The 16,286-nt window shown below is 71.5% G+C and carries 16 protein-coding genes; 9 read left to right on the top strand and 7 right to left on the bottom strand.

Annotated features, from left to right (window positions below; translation table 11 throughout):
* Nucleotides 1–96: 96 nt before the first annotated feature.
* Complete coding sequence (locus ACZ60W_RS20790) at nucleotides 97–999, bottom strand: S1 family peptidase (RefSeq protein ID WP_469756802.1); 903 nt, start codon at nucleotides 997–999, stop codon at nucleotides 97–99.
* A gap of 789 nt (nucleotides 1,000–1,788) precedes the next feature.
* Here ACZ60W_RS20790 and ACZ60W_RS20795 point away from each other — a divergent pair.
* Both ACZ60W_RS20795 and ACZ60W_RS20800 read left to right on the top strand, forming a co-directional pair.
* A complete protein-coding gene (locus tag ACZ60W_RS20795) occupies nucleotides 1,789–2,592 on the top strand; it encodes an SGNH/GDSL hydrolase family protein (RefSeq protein ID WP_469756803.1) in 804 nt (267 codons plus the stop codon).
* A 104-nt stretch (nucleotides 2,593–2,696) separates the two neighbouring features.
* A complete protein-coding gene (locus ACZ60W_RS20800) occupies nucleotides 2,697–3,206 on the top strand; it encodes a hypothetical protein (protein WP_469756804.1) in 510 nt (169 codons plus the stop codon).
* Between the two features lie 64 nt (nucleotides 3,207–3,270).
* Here ACZ60W_RS20800 and ACZ60W_RS20805 read toward each other — a convergent pair whose 3' ends face one another.
* The 3 genes from ACZ60W_RS20805 to ACZ60W_RS20815 form a co-directional block, all read right to left on the bottom strand.
* On the bottom strand, nucleotides 3,271–3,714 hold the full coding sequence (locus ACZ60W_RS20805) for a universal stress protein (protein WP_469756805.1): 444 nt from the start codon (nucleotides 3,712–3,714) through the stop codon (nucleotides 3,271–3,273).
* A 1-nt stretch (nucleotide 3,715) separates the two neighbouring features.
* Nucleotides 3,716–5,215, bottom strand: a complete 1,500-nt coding sequence (locus ACZ60W_RS20810) for an APC family permease (protein ID WP_469756806.1) — start codon at nucleotides 5,213–5,215, stop codon at nucleotides 3,716–3,718.
* Between the two features lie 215 nt (nucleotides 5,216–5,430).
* Nucleotides 5,431–5,913, bottom strand: a complete 483-nt coding sequence (locus tag ACZ60W_RS20815; RefSeq protein WP_469756807.1) for a DedA family protein — start codon at nucleotides 5,911–5,913, stop codon at nucleotides 5,431–5,433.
* A gap of 355 nt (nucleotides 5,914–6,268) precedes the next feature.
* Here ACZ60W_RS20815 and ACZ60W_RS20820 point away from each other — a divergent pair, with 355 nt between their 5' ends.
* Together ACZ60W_RS20820 and ACZ60W_RS20825 are read left to right on the top strand one after the other, a co-directional pair.
* The gene (locus tag ACZ60W_RS20820) at nucleotides 6,269–6,508 is read left to right on the top strand and encodes a hypothetical protein (RefSeq protein ID WP_469756808.1); all 240 of its coding nucleotides are present in this window, start codon (nucleotides 6,269–6,271) and stop codon (nucleotides 6,506–6,508) included.
* Nucleotides 6,508–6,885: a fic family toxin-antitoxin system, toxin component gene (locus tag ACZ60W_RS20825; protein ID WP_469756809.1), complete on the top strand. Its 378-nt coding sequence runs from the start codon at nucleotides 6,508–6,510 to the stop codon at nucleotides 6,883–6,885. Before ACZ60W_RS20820 ends, ACZ60W_RS20825 begins: the two co-directional genes overlap by 1 nt.
* A 106-nt stretch (nucleotides 6,886–6,991) precedes the next feature.
* On the opposite strand, the gene ACZ60W_RS20830 is transcribed toward ACZ60W_RS20825, so the two are convergent.
* Nucleotides 6,992–7,159, bottom strand: coding sequence for a hypothetical protein (locus ACZ60W_RS20830; RefSeq protein WP_469756810.1), 168 nt, complete (start codon nucleotides 7,157–7,159; stop codon nucleotides 6,992–6,994).
* Between the two features lie 383 nt (nucleotides 7,160–7,542).
* Between ACZ60W_RS20830 and ACZ60W_RS20835 the strand changes: the two genes are divergently transcribed.
* Both ACZ60W_RS20835 and ACZ60W_RS20840 read left to right on the top strand, forming a co-directional pair.
* Nucleotides 7,543–8,769, top strand: a complete 1,227-nt coding sequence (locus ACZ60W_RS20835) for a hypothetical protein (RefSeq protein ID WP_469756811.1) — start codon at nucleotides 7,543–7,545, stop codon at nucleotides 8,767–8,769.
* A gap of 138 nt (nucleotides 8,770–8,907) precedes the next feature.
* Nucleotides 8,908–9,588 (top strand): DUF6000 family protein, encoded by a 681-nt coding sequence (locus ACZ60W_RS20840; protein ID WP_469756812.1) that lies wholly within the window; start codon nucleotides 8,908–8,910, stop codon nucleotides 9,586–9,588.
* On the opposite strand, the gene ACZ60W_RS20845 is transcribed toward ACZ60W_RS20840, so the two are convergent.
* Complete coding sequence (locus ACZ60W_RS20845) at nucleotides 9,569–10,261, bottom strand: TetR/AcrR family transcriptional regulator (RefSeq protein WP_469756813.1); 693 nt, start codon at nucleotides 10,259–10,261, stop codon at nucleotides 9,569–9,571. The genes ACZ60W_RS20840 and ACZ60W_RS20845 overlap by 20 nt on opposite strands.
* A gap of 53 nt (nucleotides 10,262–10,314) precedes the next feature.
* On the opposite strand from ACZ60W_RS20845, the gene ACZ60W_RS20850 reads away from it, so the two are divergent.
* The 3 genes from ACZ60W_RS20850 to fxsT all read left to right on the top strand — a co-directional run bounded on the left by ACZ60W_RS20850 (nucleotide 10,315) and on the right by fxsT (nucleotide 15,366).
* Entirely contained in the window at nucleotides 10,315–11,433 is a 1,119-nt protein-coding gene (locus ACZ60W_RS20850; protein WP_469756814.1) for an FAD-dependent oxidoreductase, read from the top strand.
* Between the two features lie 565 nt (nucleotides 11,434–11,998).
* Complete coding sequence (locus ACZ60W_RS20855; RefSeq protein ID WP_469756815.1) at nucleotides 11,999–12,565, top strand: hypothetical protein; 567 nt, start codon at nucleotides 11,999–12,001, stop codon at nucleotides 12,563–12,565.
* Nucleotides 12,566–12,816: 251 nt separating this feature from the next.
* Nucleotides 12,817–15,366 (top strand): FxSxx-COOH system tetratricopeptide repeat protein, encoded by a 2,550-nt coding sequence (gene fxsT, locus ACZ60W_RS20860; RefSeq protein WP_469756816.1) that lies wholly within the window; start codon nucleotides 12,817–12,819, stop codon nucleotides 15,364–15,366.
* Between the two features lie 101 nt (nucleotides 15,367–15,467).
* Here the strand turns inward: fxsT and ACZ60W_RS20865 are convergent, their stop codons facing one another.
* Nucleotides 15,468–16,127 (bottom strand): hypothetical protein, encoded by a 660-nt coding sequence (locus ACZ60W_RS20865; RefSeq protein ID WP_469756817.1) that lies wholly within the window; start codon nucleotides 16,125–16,127, stop codon nucleotides 15,468–15,470.
* Between the last annotated feature and the right edge of the window lie 159 nt (nucleotides 16,128–16,286).

Raw genomic sequence — 16,286 nt, forward strand, 5'->3', positions numbered from 1 at the left:
AGGGCCCATGAGGAAGGACCCGTGTCGCGCGCGGACGCACCGGAAGGCCGGGGCCGGCCCGAGGAAGGGCCGGCCCCGGCCATGCCGGGCCCGGCGTCAGAAGATGCTCACGCCGTACGCGCTGAGGGCCTCGGTCACGGGCTGGAAGAAGGTCGTGCCGCCGCTGCTGCAGTTGCCGCTGCCGCCGGAGGTGAGCCCCAGGGCGGTGGAACCGGAGAACATGGCGCCGCCGCTGTCTCCGGGCTCGGCACAGACGTTGGTCTGGATGAGGCCGTAGACGATGTCGCCGTTGCCGTAGTTGACGGTGGCGTTGAGACCGGTGACGGTGCCGCCGCGCAGGCCGGTGGTGCTGCCGCTGCGCTGGACGGACTGCCCGACGTAGGCGTTGCCGGCGCCGGTGATGTCACGGTAGCTGCCGTTGTAGAGGTAGACGCGTCCGTCCGCGGCGGAGGCGTTGGAGTGCCGGATGATGCCGTAGTCGTTCGTGGGGAAGCTGGTTCCGGCGCGCGTGCCGAGGACGGTGGTGTTGCCGGAGTTCGTATACCAGGTGCTGCCGATGTTGGTGCAGTGGCCGGCGGTCAGCGCGTAATAGGTGCTGCCGCTACGGACGTTGAAGCCGAGCGAGCAGCGTCCGCCGCCGGCGTAGATCGCCTGGCCGCCGGCGATGAGCTTGTTGATCTTCCCGGTGGTCCGTTCGATCCTGAGGTTCTTGGCGTTGTCGCCGGCGGCCTTGCGCAGGGTGGCGATCTCGCTGGGGGAGACCGTGGAGTCGACGGTGACGACGACCTTCCCGGTGGCCTGGTCGGTGTACCAGGCGGAGCCTGCCACGTCCGCCTGGAGGACGGCGCTGCTGGTGGCGGTCAGCGCGGAGGCGGTGACCTGCGCCTGCTGAGCCGTGGAGGTGGGGGCGGTCAGCGCCGAGGCGGCCACGAAGGCGCCGAGCACGGCGAGCAGTCGGCTGCCCTGGGTGATCCTGCTGCGACGGGACGAACGGTTCACTGCATCCTCCGGTGTGGGGGTGGCCGGGTCGTTGGGTAAGTGACCCGGCGGAGCGCGGAAGCGGCGGGTTGCCGCCATGAACCTGTCAAGTGCTTGGGGGAATCTTTGCCTCGACGCCGTGCTGTCGCAAGGGGCCCTTTCGGTCGCTCTACGCGCGTTCCCTCCGGCAGGCATCTCTCACAAGATCGAACAAATAGGCAAGTCGCCCTCGGTGAACTTCTAAAAGAGCGTCAGAAACTTGCAGAAGCTGATTGCGAACTGAAAGTTCACCCCGAAACCACTTCCGTCCCGCCGTGCGGCGCGCAACCGGTGGACGTGGCCCGATGTGCGTGCCGAGTCCCGGCCACCCCGCCCCTCCGGCCAAGCGTCGGAGCCGTGCTGGTGCAACCGCGAGGGGTGGGTGCCACGAAGCCCGTTGCCGCGCGCCCCTCGCGCGAAACCGTCTGGTGGGGGAGGGGTGCCCCGAGGGGCGCAGGAGCCGGCGACGCGTGCGGACGCGGCAATGATGGCCATTCACCCGATCTGCTCGGTGGCTGAATCGAGGTGCTCGACCATGCGGCAGGGCCGGAACCCGCTGCGTCGCCGTCCCTCGTGTCCCTGGCCCGGCGAGCCGTCCGCGGGTGCGGATCGACCCGGGAATCATCGGTCGTCGGCGAACTCCCGCGAAGGTCGGTCGTCCTCCCGGGTCGACGGGAGGTGAACACGAACAAACCGCTCCGCACATCTATCCCGGCCGCCGTGCGGCCTGCTAGAAGAGTGGAGCCCGCACCCCCTACAGAAACGGTTGTCATGCACGCTTCACGAACGGCGTCGGGTCTCCTGACGCTCCTCCTCGCGGCGGTCGCTGCCCTCGGCCTCGCACAGCCGGCCTCCGCCGCCGCGGCGGGCAGCCAGCGCTACGTCGCACTGGGCGATTCCTACTCCTCGGGAGTGGGAGCCGGCAGCTATCTCTCCGACAGCGGCAGCTGCCAGCGCAGCAGCAAGGCGTACCCGTCGCTGTGGGCGGCGGCCAACGCTCCGGCCTCGTTCGCCTTCACCGCCTGCTCGGGCGCGACGACCGCCACGGTGAAGAGCGGTCAGCTCGCCCCGCTCACCAGCTCCACCACGCTCGTCAGCGTCACGGCGGGCGGCAACGACGTCGGCTTCGCCAACGTCATGCAGACCTGCGTGCTGCAGAGCGAGGCGACCTGCGTCAATGCCGTGAACAACGCCATCGCGCAGGTCAACGGAACCCTGCCCGGCAGTCTTTCGTCGCTCTACGGCGCCATCCGCAGCCGCGCGCCCCAGGCCCGGGTCGTCGTCCTCGGCTACCCCCGCTTCTACCAGCTGGGCGGCAGCTGCATCGCCGGTCTGAGCGAGACCGAGCGCACCGCGATCAACCGGGGCAGCGACGCCCTCAACAGCATGCTCGCCAAGCAGGCCGCCAACGCGGGCTTCACCTACTCCAGCGTCGTCGACGAGTTCACCGGCCACGAGATCTGCTCCGGCAGCGCCTGGCTGCACAGCGTCACCGTGCCCGTCTCCAACAGCTACCACCCGACCGCCACCGGTCACGCGAGCGGATACCTGCCGGCCTTCCGCTCCGTCGCCTGATCCCCGGACTTCACCTTCACGGGTGCTGCCGCACCGTAGGTGACGCGCGTAGAGACAGCGACGCGGCGGCCGTACCCTCCCCCGACCAGCGAAGGAACCCCCTCATGAAGATCCGCTCCGTCCTCACCGCGGTCGCCCTCGTCCTGGGCGCCCTCTTCGCCCCCGGCTTCGGCGCCCTCTCCGCCGCCACCGACGCCCACGCGGTCACCAAGATCAGCCACGCCACGGCGACCTCGATGTTCCAGTCGTCCGGCATCACCTGGTCCTCCTCCGGTGGCTGCTCGAACCGGAACAACGCCACCTGCACCTCCTTCGACCAGCTCAACCTCGCCACCGCCCAGGGCGCCCAGACCCTGAAGAGCGCCAGCGGCTGCTCCCTCAACATCACCGGCGGCACCGAGACCGGGCACGCCAGCGGCACGTACTCGCACTGGAACGGCTACAAGCTCGACTTCGCCAAGTACACCTGCGTCGGCAACTACATCAAGAACACGTTCACCTACATCGGCGTCCGCGGCGACGGAGCCCCGCAGTGGAAGTCCGGCGCCGGCAACGTGTACGCCGACGAGGGCAACCACTGGGACGTGACCTTCTACAACTGCGGCGGCTGCTGACCCCGGCGCCACGGCTCGTCGACGGGTGGTGGGGGAGCCTCCTCCACCACCCCGGCGCCCGGCGTCACCGTGCTGCTCCGCCCACCTCGCCGCGTGACTCCGGCGGCACGCACAGCACCGGCACCGTCGACATGTGGAGCAGCTTGTGGGGGGTGGAACCCAGCAGCGCGCCGCGCATCGGGCTCTCGCCGTAACTGCCCACCACGATGACGCGGGCGGCGTGACGGGTCGCCGCGTCGATGAGGGCCTGGGCGGGCTTGTCGTCGAGCACTTCGACGACGGTCGGCACGCCTGCCCGGTCGGCCTCGGTGACGGCGTGTTCGAGACCGGCGCGGCCCGTCTGGCGGATGGCGTCGTAGTGGGACCGGTACTCCTCGCCGAGGGGACCGGGCGCCGCCGCGCCGTAGACCAGGACCAGTTGCTCGTCGAACGCGGCGGCCACCTCGACCGCGATGCGCAGCGCGCGGGCCGCGCCGGGGGACTCGTCGTAACCGAGCACGACCGACATCTCAGCGCTCCTTGCCGTGCACCAGGTCGGGGTCGGCGACGCCCGGCCGTTCGTCCCAGAAGGCGGGCGACCGCAGCCGCCACACGATCATGAGGATGACGCCGGCGAGGGCGATGCCGATGCCGATGACGAGCGGGGGCCCGAGGCCGAACCACGACGTGCCGCTGTACGAGTTCGCCGGATCGGACATGTCGGCGACCGACTTCACGAGCAGCCAGGTCAGGAGCCCGGCACCGACGACCGGACCGAGCCCGATCAGCAGGAAGTTGCGGACGCTCTCGAAGAGGTGGCGCCGGTAGTAGACGGCGCACGCGACGCCGGTGAGCGCGTAGTAGAAGGCGATGAGGAGCGACAGCGCGGTCAGGGAGTCGAAGAGGGCGTTCTCGCTGATCTGGTTCACGATGAGGTACCAGGCGATGGCGATCCCCGCGACCCACCAGGTGCTCACGTCGGGAGTGCGGAAGCGGGGGCTGATGTGGCCGTAGTGCGCGGGCAGCGCACGGCGCCGGGCCATGGACAGAGCGGTCCGCGAGGCGGGGATGATCGTCGTCTGGGTGGAGGCGATGGCGGACGTGGAGACGGCCAGGAGCAGGATCCAGTCCCAGCCGCCCAGTACGTCGGTGGCCAGCTGGGCGAAGACGAACTCCTCCTCGCCCGCGTTCTCCGCGAGGAACGTCGGACCGGCGTACGCGACCACCGCGAACCCCACCGACACGTACGTGACCAGCAGGATCACCGTCGACCAGAGTCCCGCCCTGCCCGGTGCGGAGGCCGAGTCCTCGACCTCCTCGGTGAGGTTGACCGCCGACTCCCAGCCCCAGTAGATGAACACGCCGAGCAGCAGCCCCCCGGTGAGCGCCGCACCACCGGCGCCGAACGGGTTCAGCCAGCTGAGGGCCGGTTCGACCGAGTCGTACGCGCTCGTCCCGTCGTACACCTTGGAGAGCGCCACGCCGACGAAGACCAGCAGGAAGGCGACCTGCGCCAGGATGAGGACGTTCTGCACCTTCGCCGACAGCTCGGTTCCGATGACGCAGACCGCCGTCATCACCAGGATCAGCAGCACGGTGAGGGACTGCCGTACGAAGGTGTTGTCCACCCAGCTGTCGAGGCCGAAGGAGAGCAGCGCGAAACTCACGGCCACGTCCGCCAGCGAGCCCACGACCAGGACCCCCGTCATCGCGATGGCCCAGCCCCCGAGCCATCCGGCCCAGGGCCCCATCGCGCGCGTGACCCAGGAGAACGTCGTGCCGCAGTCCTGGTCGACCTTGTTCAGGTAGTAGAAGGCCGACGCGATGAGCAGCATCGGAACGAACGAAGCGAACATCACGCCGGGGGCATAGACCCCCACAAGTGCGACGATCGGGCCGATGACGGCGGCCAGGGAGTACGCGGGGGAGGTGGAGTTGAGTCCGATGACGAGGGCGTCGACGAACCCGATCGCATTGGCCTTCAGACCCGCGGGGCGTTCGGCGGGTGAGGCGGCATCCTCTGCGGCCATGGTGCCTCGCTCTGGTGAGGTATGCCTTCATGGTAGGGAGGCCGGGCCGGGGCTGCACGCCAGGAGCCCGGAGCCCGGAGCCCGGCGTCGTGCCGTGGGCCGCTCGCCTGCCGCACGAGCAGGGCCGTCCAGGCTCCGCGGGGCCGGCGGGCCCCCGCGGGCCGGCACCACACGGCGACCGTGAACCGACGGCGGGGACGTCAACTGGGCGAGCCCTACGACTCCTCGCCCACGACCTCGGCCCGGGCCGTCGTCACCTTCCGCCTGCGGTACCCCACGACCGCGCACACCGCCACGAGGAGCGCCGCCACCACCGAGACTCCCAGGGCGGTCCGCTCGGCGAAGAGGTCGCCCAGCACTTCGAGGATGCCGAGACCCGCGGTCGCGTAGACCAGCGCCCAGGCGGCCCCGCCCACGAACAGCGCGGGGAGGTAGCGCGGCAGCGGCATCCGCATGCTGCCGGCGAGGAAGTTGGCGGCCGTCTGGAAGCCGACGGTCAGGAAGGAGACGGCCACGACCGGCGCGCCCCACCGCTGGATCGCCCGTTCGGCGCGCAGGAACTTCTCGGAGGAGATCCGGCCGGCGAACCTGCTGCGCCGGGCACCGGCGCCGGCGAGCCAGCCGACGGCGAACGTCCCTCCGGCACGGAGCAGCACGATGACGTAGAGGACGCCGGCGGTGAGCGCGACCTTATCCATGAGGCTTCGTCCGGGCCGCCGCGAGCGAGCCCGCCTCCCTCATCGCCGGCGTGCCGCTGACGCGCACGCCCAGGCGAGTGCGACGCACACCACCCCGGTCACCGTCACCCATCCGCGCCCCACCTCCATCAGTTCCGCTCCCCGGCCTGCCGCCCGCGGCGCGGGCTCCCGGCATCCACCGGCCCGCCCTCCAGGAAAGGCCAGCCTAACCTAAGGCGCGCCCGGGGAGTGAGGGGCGTCGGGCGACGGATGCCGCGCTCCCCGCCGATGCGGCGGCCGGGCATCGCCGAGGTCTCCCGTTCCGCGTGACCCCCGGACCTGTCCGTGCCTGGTAACGACTGTTACCATGCCTGTCATGGCGAAGACACAGTTGGGTGCGCGGGTGGATGAGGACGTCGCGGAGCTGGCGAGGAAGCGCGCCGCGGACCTGGGGCTGAGCGTGGGGGACTACCTCGCCCGGCTGGTGCAGGACGATGCCAGTGGTCTGCGTGCCCGGGCGGTGGACGCCGCGGCCCGCTTCCTGGCCGAGCACCAGGCGGTCTTCGACGACGCCGAGCAGGACCAGGCGGCGCCTCGGGGGACGCGGGCGGCCTGATGGAGCTCCACATCGACGTCCCCTGGATCCTGCAGGTCGCCGAAGCGGCGGGAGCCGACGACCCGGCCCCCGACGACTACGGCGTCCCGGTCTCGGCCGTCGCCCGCCACCGCGCCGAACTGTTCGAGCAGCCGGTCTACGACGGCGCCTACGCCAAAGCCGCCGCCCTGGTGCACACGCTGGGCCGGTGCCGCTGGCTGGAGCGCTCCAACCTCGCCGTCGCCGCCGCCACGGGCGTCATGTACCTCGAAGCCGCCGGCATCTCCGTCAAACCCACCCGCGCGGACGCCCTCGCGCTCAAGGACCTGCTCCTCGACCCCACCTGCACCTGCGGCCGCATCGCCGCCCTCCTGCGCACCTGGCCGACCACCACCTGACACCGGCGCCACTCCGGCCGGTCAGCCCCCGCAGGGCGCCGCCACAGGTTCCGCCAGATATGACCACCGGGTCCTGAGCGCTGCCACAGGGCACGTCGACGGAACTTCAGGGGTGAAGGAAATCCCCCGTCATGCCGAGTGCCTCGACGAGAACGCCCAGCGCCTCCTCGTCGGGTCCGGTGAAGTCGGTGAGCACAAAGGTCCCTTCATGGCCGTCGACGAAGGAACTCAGTCCGAAGAAGATCCCCTTGACGCGAATCAGGGCCGCGTCCACGTCGCCCAAGTCTGACCATGTGCGCTCCCATTCGAGCCTCAGCCTGGGGAGAGCGGGCTTGTTCTCGCAGGCACTACTGGCCCGCGTACCTGTGCAAGAACGAGACGTTCGCAGGACGGAGGAATCTGGGGGATTTTCCGCGCCGCCCGCCGCATCAGCGAACCCATCGCCTCCACCGGCAACCTCCCCACCTTCGAAAACCCAGGACGAAAGAGGCTCCCTCAGGTCCGGAAGTGAAAGCGCGGCCACCGCTTTTCCGTATGCTCCCCGCGTCGGCGCCGGCCGTCTGTTCAGCGCCTCCGGTCGAGGCTATGGTCAGGAAAATGATGAAGTTCAGTGGGCAGCCTGCCGTTCCCGCCGCCGTCAAATCGTCCTTGCAGTCCTTGATCGACCATCGGAAGTCGTTCAGTCCGCAGTTACGTGAATTCCTCGACCTGGTCGACGGAAACCTCACCTGTCACCTGTTCATCGACGCACTCGCTTCGGGCGCCGACGGGCACGGGTCCACCGGTGTGTTCGTGAGTCCGCCCCGCGCCCCGCAGGGCACCTTGATCGCGGAGGCGCTCCTGCTCGAACCGCAGATGATCCTCGCGCCGCACGAGTCGTTCATCAGGGTGACCGTGACGGCGGGCCCGGCAACGGACCCGGGCCAGGCAGCGGTCACCCTGCTGCACGAACTGGAGCTCCATGTGGCACCGGCCGTTGACCTGCTCAGGGAGATCAGCCAGGAGGTGCGGGCCGACGACGCCCGACTCGGGGTGGTCCTCGACCACCTGCGCCGCCCTGACGAGCACGTCGCCCTCGACCGCCAGGAGCAGTACGTCCGCAGCGCGGCCCGGATCCGCAGGGCCGCGGTGGGGAGTTCCGCGCAGGACTGGGGAACCCGTCTGATGACGGGTGCCTGCACGGACGCCCTTGAGCAGTTCGCGGCCTACGAGACCCTCCCGGCGAACCGAGTGGCGAACTCGGCCGAACGCACGCAATGGCTGGCAGCCCTGGTCGAGGCCCTTCGGAGCCGTGGTCCCGAGGCCGTTCTCCCGGCGCCACTGCCGACCCGGCCGGCGGTCCCGGCCCGCCCCGCCTTCGACGGTGACCTGTCCGCGCTGGTGGCGTTCCGGACGTTCCAGCGCGTCGACCCGCTCGACATCGCCGGCGAGGCGCGGACGACACACGGCGCAACGGTGCTCGGTGTACTGGACCTCTACCGGCACCGGATCGTTCCCGCCCTCCTGGCCCAGGCGGGCCCCCTCGGGCTGACCGACCCGATCCAGCAGACGTTCTTCCTGGCCTACCACGGCGTGCCGGGCCTGATCGCCTGGGAGGCCGGCAAGAGCGGTGCCGCCGCCGGCACCCTGGGGGACGTGAAGGTCGTCCCGGCATGGCCGCCGAGGGAGCCGGTCTTCTGGCTCACCCGCGAGGAACGCGCCTCATGGACCCGGGACACGGGCATTCCCCGGTCGGTGCTCGACACCCCGGGCATCGAGCACGGAAGCTACGTCTACGTCGACGGCGTGAAGTACCGTGCGGCGGTGGCCGACAGTGATCGGGCGGGTGAAACGAGGCTCTTCCCCTACGGCCGCAGATACATGGTGCTGCGCCCGGTCCGCTGACCGCGCCGCCGCATCAGCACGCTCATCGCCGCTACCCAACTTTCCTCACCTGTGAAAGCTCAGGAAGAGACAGGGTCGGTGACACCAGGGGGTCGGAATTCGTTGGCGCCCCGGTGCCGGCCGGGCCAGGATGCGGTCATGAGTGAAGCCCCTGCCGATCCGGAGCCGTCGGACCTGATCCGGCGGTTCGTCGTGCCCGGCCGGCGTCACCTCAAGCTGGGCGGAAGCCTGCTGCGGTCGACGGGTCCCGAGCGCGCCCGGTTGGTCGGTGGCCTGGCCCGGGATGCCGGGGAGATCACCCCCGCCGAGCTCGGCGTTCTCCTGGAAGGCGGCTGGCGCGAGAGCGGGACCGCCTGCTGGCTGATCGCCATTGCCGGCAGGACGGAGTTCCGCCAGCGAATCGGCGAGCGGCTGCTGTCCCAAGGCGGCCCGTACGGCGGTTCGAAGGCACTGGCCCTCGCCACCTTCGGCACTCCGGCGGACGCCGGCCTGCTCTGCGACTACCTCGATCGCCACCTCACTCGACCGGACATCGTCTACGACCAGACTTTCGCTCTCAGCACTCTGCTGTACCTCGACGGCGTCCTGGGGGCGGACCGGGCATCCCCGTACCTCGCCCCGGGCGGTCCGTGGGAGCAGTGGGCCGATGCGACGCCTAACGAGGTGCGGGACCCGCGGGAGTACCGGGAGGTCGTCGACCGGCTCTGCTCCTTCGTCCGCGAGTGCGGGGCGCTTCTTTCCGCCACACAGCCCGAGGGCCCGCATTGCGGCGGCGCTCATGCCGGGCACGGGTCGGGTATCAGGCCGACGCCTGCCTGATTCGGGTGGCCACGGCGTCGAGGACCCAGTCCAGACCTGTCGTGAAGGACGTCTCGGCGTCCACGTCGGTGCCGTCGTGCACGGCCCTGGACAGAACCGGGAAGCGGCCTGTGGCCAGCATGTTCGTGACGTGCGGCCCGTTGGCACGCCGCCAGTCGTCCTTGGAAAGGCCCGTGGCGCGCTCGGCCCGCAGGTTCGCGATCTCGCGCCGGAGGGCGCCGGTGACGTAGGCGCTGACGGTCTCCACGGCGCGCAGGACCGTGTCGATGTCGGCGAGACCGTCGAGGGCGGCCAGCTTGGCCTCGGTCACGGCGAGGCCGTTCGGGCCCAGGGCCGGGCGGCCGCCCAGGAGGTCGGCCAGCCATTCGTGGCGGAGGACGGTCTGCCGGGTGCGGTGGGCGAGGGCGCGGAGCTCCTCACGCCAGTCACCGGACCGCTGCGCGGGGAGGATCTCGGCCTGGACCTCGTCCACGATCAGGTCGAAGAGCTCCTCCTTGGTGGCGATGAATCCGTACAGCCGCATCGGGCCCGCGTTCAGCCGCGCGGCCACCTTGCGCAGCGACACGTCTTCGAGCCCGCCCTCGTCGGCCAGCGCGATGGCGGCGGCCACGATCCGCTCCCGGTCGAGCGGTACGGGGCGAGTCGGCGGCTCCGGCCGGTCCCACACAGTCATGGCCCCATCGTACTGTTGCGATGCGGTGTATCGAGAAAATACAGTGTATCGACATGAGGCATCGCATCGCCGTGATCGGCAGTGGCCCTGGTGGCCTGACCTTCGCCCGTGTCCTGCACCGCCACGGCCACCCCGTCACCCTCCTCGAACGCGACGCCGGCCCGGACGCGCGCCCGCCGGGCGGCACGCTGGACCTGCAAGAGGGGCTGGGACAACTGGCCCTGGAGAAGGCGGGGCTGCGCGCGGAGTTCGAGGCGCTGTCGCGCCCCGAGGGGCAGGCCATGCGCATCCTGGACACGGACGGGACAGTCCTGCGCGACTGGCCGGCCCGTCCGGACGACCGGGCCAACCCCGAGATCGACCGCGGGCACCTCCGCGACCTGCTGCTGGGGCCTCTCGACGTCCAGTGGGGGCGGGCCGTGACGCGGGTGGTGCCCGGGACCCGGGACGGCGTACGCGTCCACTTCGCCGACGGGCGACAGGAGGCGTTCGACCTCGTCGTGGGCGCGGACGGTGCCTGGTCCCGTACCCGTCCGGCAGTATCGCCGGTGACACCGCAGTACACCGGCGTCACCGCCGTCGAGACCTCCCTGGACGCCATCGACGTCCGCCACCCCGGCCTCGCGCGGATGATCGGTGACGGTTCTCTCGCCGTCTACGGCGTGAACAGGTCACTCGTCGCCCAGCGCAACAGCGGCGGTCACGTCAAGGTGTACGCCCGGTTCCGCGCACCGCTGGACTGGCACGCCCACCTGGACCCGGCCGACGACAAGGCCGTCCGGTCGAGCCTGCTGGCCATGTTCGACGGCTGGGCCGCCCCCGTCCTCGACCTCGTCCGGCACGGCAGCACGTTCGTCCACCGCCCCCTCCACGTCCTGCCCGTCGCCCACACCTGGACCCACGTCCCGGGAGTGACGCTCCTCGGCGACGCCGCCCACCTGATGCCCCCGTTGGGGGCGGGCGCCAATCTCGCGATGCTCGAAGGCGCCGAACTCGCCGAATCCCTCGCCACCCGCTCCTCGGACCCGGACGAAGCCGTCCGCGCCTTCGAGGAGCGGATGTGGGCCCGGGCGGGCAGGTGGGCCACGATCACGGCGGCCGGTCTGGAACGGCTCGTGAGCGAGGATCCCGCCGAAGCCCTCGCCGTCTTCGACGAGGTCCACCCGTCCTGACCGTCGAGTGGACGAGTGCGACCGCAGCGGCCCTGCCCGCATCGGCCCTGCCCGGGCTCGCGGCGCGCTTCGCGCGGGCCCGACCCGCACAGCCGGCCGGGTCGACGAGCGGCCGAGGACCTGCGGACGCAGTCGGCATGAGAACCGGATCGCCGGGTAGGCGGCCGCTGCACGGGTGCTCCCCGCCCGGCCCGCGGTGACCCCCCTCCCCGCGGCCGAGCCGTGACCGTCCCGCCCCGCATCCCCCATCGGGGCGGGGCGGTCATTGTCGGGACCGCCCCGCGCGTCACGTCGTCGAACCGCCCCGCGGACCAGGTCGTCGACCTCACTCCGGACTCCGCATCCACCGCATCCGCGATCCGGAGGGAAACTTCTTCTGGGACCGTGGAGCCGGGTCCACGACCCCGCCCGTGCCGCGGAACAGTGGCTGGCCCCGGGGCCTGGTCCCACCAGACCCGAGCCGACGCGAAGGGCTCGACCATCCGGGGCCTGAGCTCGGCTCCGCGGGCTGCCGCGCCCAAAAATACTGGGGTCGTTCGGCAGGTGACAGGGGAGCATGGCAGCCATGACGGAGGGAACCGGGCCCAAGCCGCTGGGCATGTGCGTCGTGGCCAATGTCGCCGAGGAGACGAGCCACGGCGAAGGCGGGCTGGAGATCCGCAGGGGGCTGCGGCACTTCGCGGCCGGTGCGAAGGTGTGGATCGCTCCACCGGCCTGGGGTGACGGTGGGGAATGCGTCATCGTGGCCGGACGTCATCGGAGCAACAGCCGTCGGTACATGCGGATCGTGATCGAGCGTCGGTTCCTGACGAACTTCCGGGTCCGTGCGGTCTACAGCGAGGCACTGCTGCGGGCGCTGACCGACCTGGAGCGTGGCGAGGAGCGGGAGTGGGGCGCACGAGCCCTGTGGTCCGCGGAACATGCGGAGAGCCGGGCGCTGGCCTGGAACACGCCGACGATGGAAGCTCGGGTGGACCGTCCCTCCGGTCCGGTCTTCCAGGTGGTCGCCGATCCTCCGCCCATGGACCTGCAACTCGACGGCGTCACCTACTACCTGGCCCACTTCAACGCCCGTGGGGCCCGCTACTGGCCCGAGCCGCCCCCGGTGGAACCGTCGCCGATGGTCTACTGAGGGCAACGACCGTTGTTTCGAAGGCGTCGCTGCGCCCCTGCGTCTGGGAATCCAAGGCGTACGGAGCGGGTTCTGCGGAACTGCTGTCCGTCTCGGGGCAGGGGAAGCACAATGAGGCCTCTGCCGATGTGCCTCGCTGACTGCTCATGAGGGAGGGGGATGATGGGTCCGCTGACGTCGGCCGCCCTGTCGGGGCGGACGAGTGTGTCGACGAACGACGGCGCGCGGACGAGTCCCCTCGGTCCCGCGGAATGACCGGCCGGGACGAGACCGGCGGCGGGCGGGGCGCGACCTCAGGCAATGACTTCCGTGCCCCCACGGCCTTCCAGACCGGCGACGGAAGCCGGCAGCACAACCACTTCTACCAGGCGTCCCCCGTGGCCTGGCCCCTCCGGATCGGAGTGGTGCCGCGAGAAGCCGACTGCTTCCAGCAGCGCGGAGACCTGCGGAGGCTGCGACGGGAGCTGGGAGTGGACGAGGCGCCGGCCCGGACTCGGGTGATCACCGGGCTCGGAGGCGTGGGGAAGACACAGCTCGCGGCCCGCTATGCGCGCGCGGAATGGGCGGCGGGATCCATCGACCTGTTGGTGTGGGTCAACGCCTCCAGTCGGTCTTCCCTGGTTGCCGGCTACGGCCACGCCGGTGTCGAAGCGGCCGGCGCGGACGGACGGGACCTGGAACGAGCCGCCGCACGGTTTCTGTCGTGGGCCGAGACGACGAACCGTCGGTGGCTCGTCGTCCTCGACGACGTGTCGAACACCGCCGACCTCAGGGGTCTGTGGCCTCCCGCGCGGCCGAGCAGCGGTGGCCGGGCCCTCGTCACCACCCGGCGTCGTGACGCCGCCCTCACCGGCTCGCATCGGGAGCGCTTCGACCTCGGCCCCTTCACGCGAAGCGAGGCCCACGCGTACTTCACGCGGGCTCTGACCGCCCACGGGGCGCGTCCGCCGGATCCCGGCGAGGTGGATGCGCTGGTCGCCGAACTGGGTTTCCTGCCCTTGGCGTTGGCTCAGGCCCGGGCCTTCCTCGTCGACATGGGCTTCACCTGTTCCGCGTACAGGGAGAGACTGGGAGACGACAGCCGTTCCTTGAGTGATCTCTTCCCGGAGGGGGACAGCCTGCCCGACGACCACGTGGACAGCGTCGCGACCACCTGGCGGTTGGCCATCGAACGAGCGGACTCCATGACACCCGCGGGCCTGGCCCGCCCTCTGCTGGAGGTCGCGAGTCTGCTGGACCCCCAGGGCATTCCGCTGAGCGTCCTGACGGGACAGCCCGTCCTGACGCATCTGGCAGCCCGCAGGGCGCAGAACCGTCCTGATGCCGATCCTGATGCCGATCCCGATGCCGATCCCGATGGCCGGCCGTCGTCCGCCGACGTCGTGCAGGCGTTGCGCTGCCTGCACCGAATGAGCCTCGTCGACCACCGAGTGGACCGGACGGCCGACACCGTACGCGTCCACGCACTGGTGCAGAGAGCGACCAGGGAATCCCTGTCCGGCGCGGCCCGCGATGCGACGGCCCGCGCGTGCGCGGACGGCCTCCTGCATGCCTGGCCCTCCGCGGCCGGCCAGGACGGGACTCTGGCCGCGACCCTCCGTACGAACGCCGAAGCCCTCATCGACCGTGCCGGGGACGCGCTGTGGAACGAAGGCTGCCACGAGCTGTTCCTCCGGACGGGAGCGAGCCTCGGGGAGGGAGGAATGCCGCAGCTGGCGCACGCGTACCTCGCACGGCTGACGCTTCAGGCCGAAGCCCGGCTGGGCGGCTCCGAGCATCCCGACGTCCTCTTCTGCAGGCATCTGACCGCCTGGTGGCGTGGCGTGGCGGGTGATCCGGCGGGTGCTGCCGAGGCGACGAGCGACGTGGTGGTCCGGCTGTGCGAAGCGCTGGGCCCGGACCACCCCGACGTGCTGGCAGCCCGCAACAGTCTGGCCTACTGGCACGGCGCGGCCGGCGACCATCGTGGTGCCGCGGCGGCGACCGGCCCGCTCCTCGCCGACCTCGGGCGGGTCCTCGGCCCCGATCACCCGGAGACACTGACGGCACGGAGCAACATGACGTGGTGGCTCGGCCTGACGGGCGCCTGCCGACAGGCCGCCACCGCGACCCGGGAACTCCTCGTCGACCTGGAACGAGTGCTGGGAACCGATCATCCGCAGACACTCACGGCGCGCGCGAACCACGCTCGGTGGCTGGGCACCGCCGGCGCCCCCGCTGAGGCGAAGGCCGCCCTGACGGAACTGCTGACCGACATGACCAGGATCTTCGGCCCCGATCACCTGCCCATCCTCGGCGTCCGTGGCGCCCTCGCGCGGTGGACCGGTGTCGATGGAGACGCCGCCGGCGCCGCGGCCGACTTCGCCGTCCTCCTCGAGGACTGCCTGCGCACGCTCGGCCCGGAGCATCCCTACACGCTCACCACGAGGAGCGGACTCGCCCGATGGCGCGGCGTGGCCGGCGACGCCGCAGGAGCGACGGAAGCGCTCGGAGCGCTCCTCACCGACCGCCTGCGCGTCCTCGGTCCGGAGCACCCGGACACCTTCGCCGCCCGGGCGGGACTGGCCTGGTGGCACGGGGAGGGGGGAAGACCGGACGTCGCCGTCCGCGAACTGACCTCGCTCCTCGACGACATCACGCGCGTCCTGGGCGAGGAGCACCCCGACACGCTCGCCGCCCGCCGCTCCCTGCTCCACTGGCGGACACCGGCGCAGGAGCGTCCGGCCGGCGACGGGGCGTCGGGGAGGTTCCCCACCGGGGCGCGACGTCCCTCCCCGCCACGAACGCCGCGAAGACTCTGAGCTCCGCCGTCCTCGTCGAGGGCTCCTGCCGTCCGGGATGGTCCGGCAGGTTCCGTGGGCGTGGTTGCGCCTGGTCGCACGTGGCGGTGACGGGCCGGTGGTCAGGGGCGGTTGCGCCGCCTGTGCCGTATCCGGATCCCGACGATCGCCCCGGTGAGCGAGGCGGCCGCGAGGGCGAGGGTCGTCGGTCCGAGGCCCCAGGTCCGCTGGTCCGGCTCGCGGACGGTGGTGGGTGACGTGGTCGGGGGCCGGGAGGTGTCGGGCGCCGACGAAGTCCGCGGTGATGCGGTGGGTGGGGGGCCGCCGGCGGTCCCGCCCGGAGTCGCGGGCGTCGTTCCGGGCCTCGGCGTGCTGCTGCCCGGGTCCGTCGACGTGCCGGGCGACGCGGCGGTCGCCGTGACCGTCAGCTTCTGTTCGGCGTGTCCCAGTCCGGGCCGGCCGGCCGAGACCGTGATCGTCCACGTCCCGGCAGGCAGGCTTTCGGTGGTCGTCCAGTCGGTGGGGCCGGTACCGCGGACGAGTCTCCAGGGCCCGGCGGTGTGGCGGCCGTCGGCGCTGACGGCGTTGACCAGCGCGGCGACGGGTTCGTCGACGACGTCGCCGTCGTTCTCCCAGGTGACGTGGGTGAGGACGTGACCGCCCTGGTGGCCGGTGATGACGATGTCCAAGTTGTGGCCGTGGGCCATGGCGGGTCGGGGCAGGGCCAGGCCGAGGGCGAATGCTGCGGTGAGGAGGAGCGCGGGGCGTGTGGCGGTGTGCATGGCGGTGCTCCGGAGGGGCCGGCGGTGAAGGAAGGGCAGTGGTCCGTCGAGACGGGGTACCTGCGGGGGGGGGGGGGGGGGGGGGGGGGGGGGGGGGGGGGGGGGGGGGGGGGGGGGGGGGGGGGGGGGGGGGGGGGGGGGGGGGGGGGGGGGAGGGGG

The sequence above is a fragment of the Streptomyces sp. NPDC104202 genome, assembly GCF_055584185.1.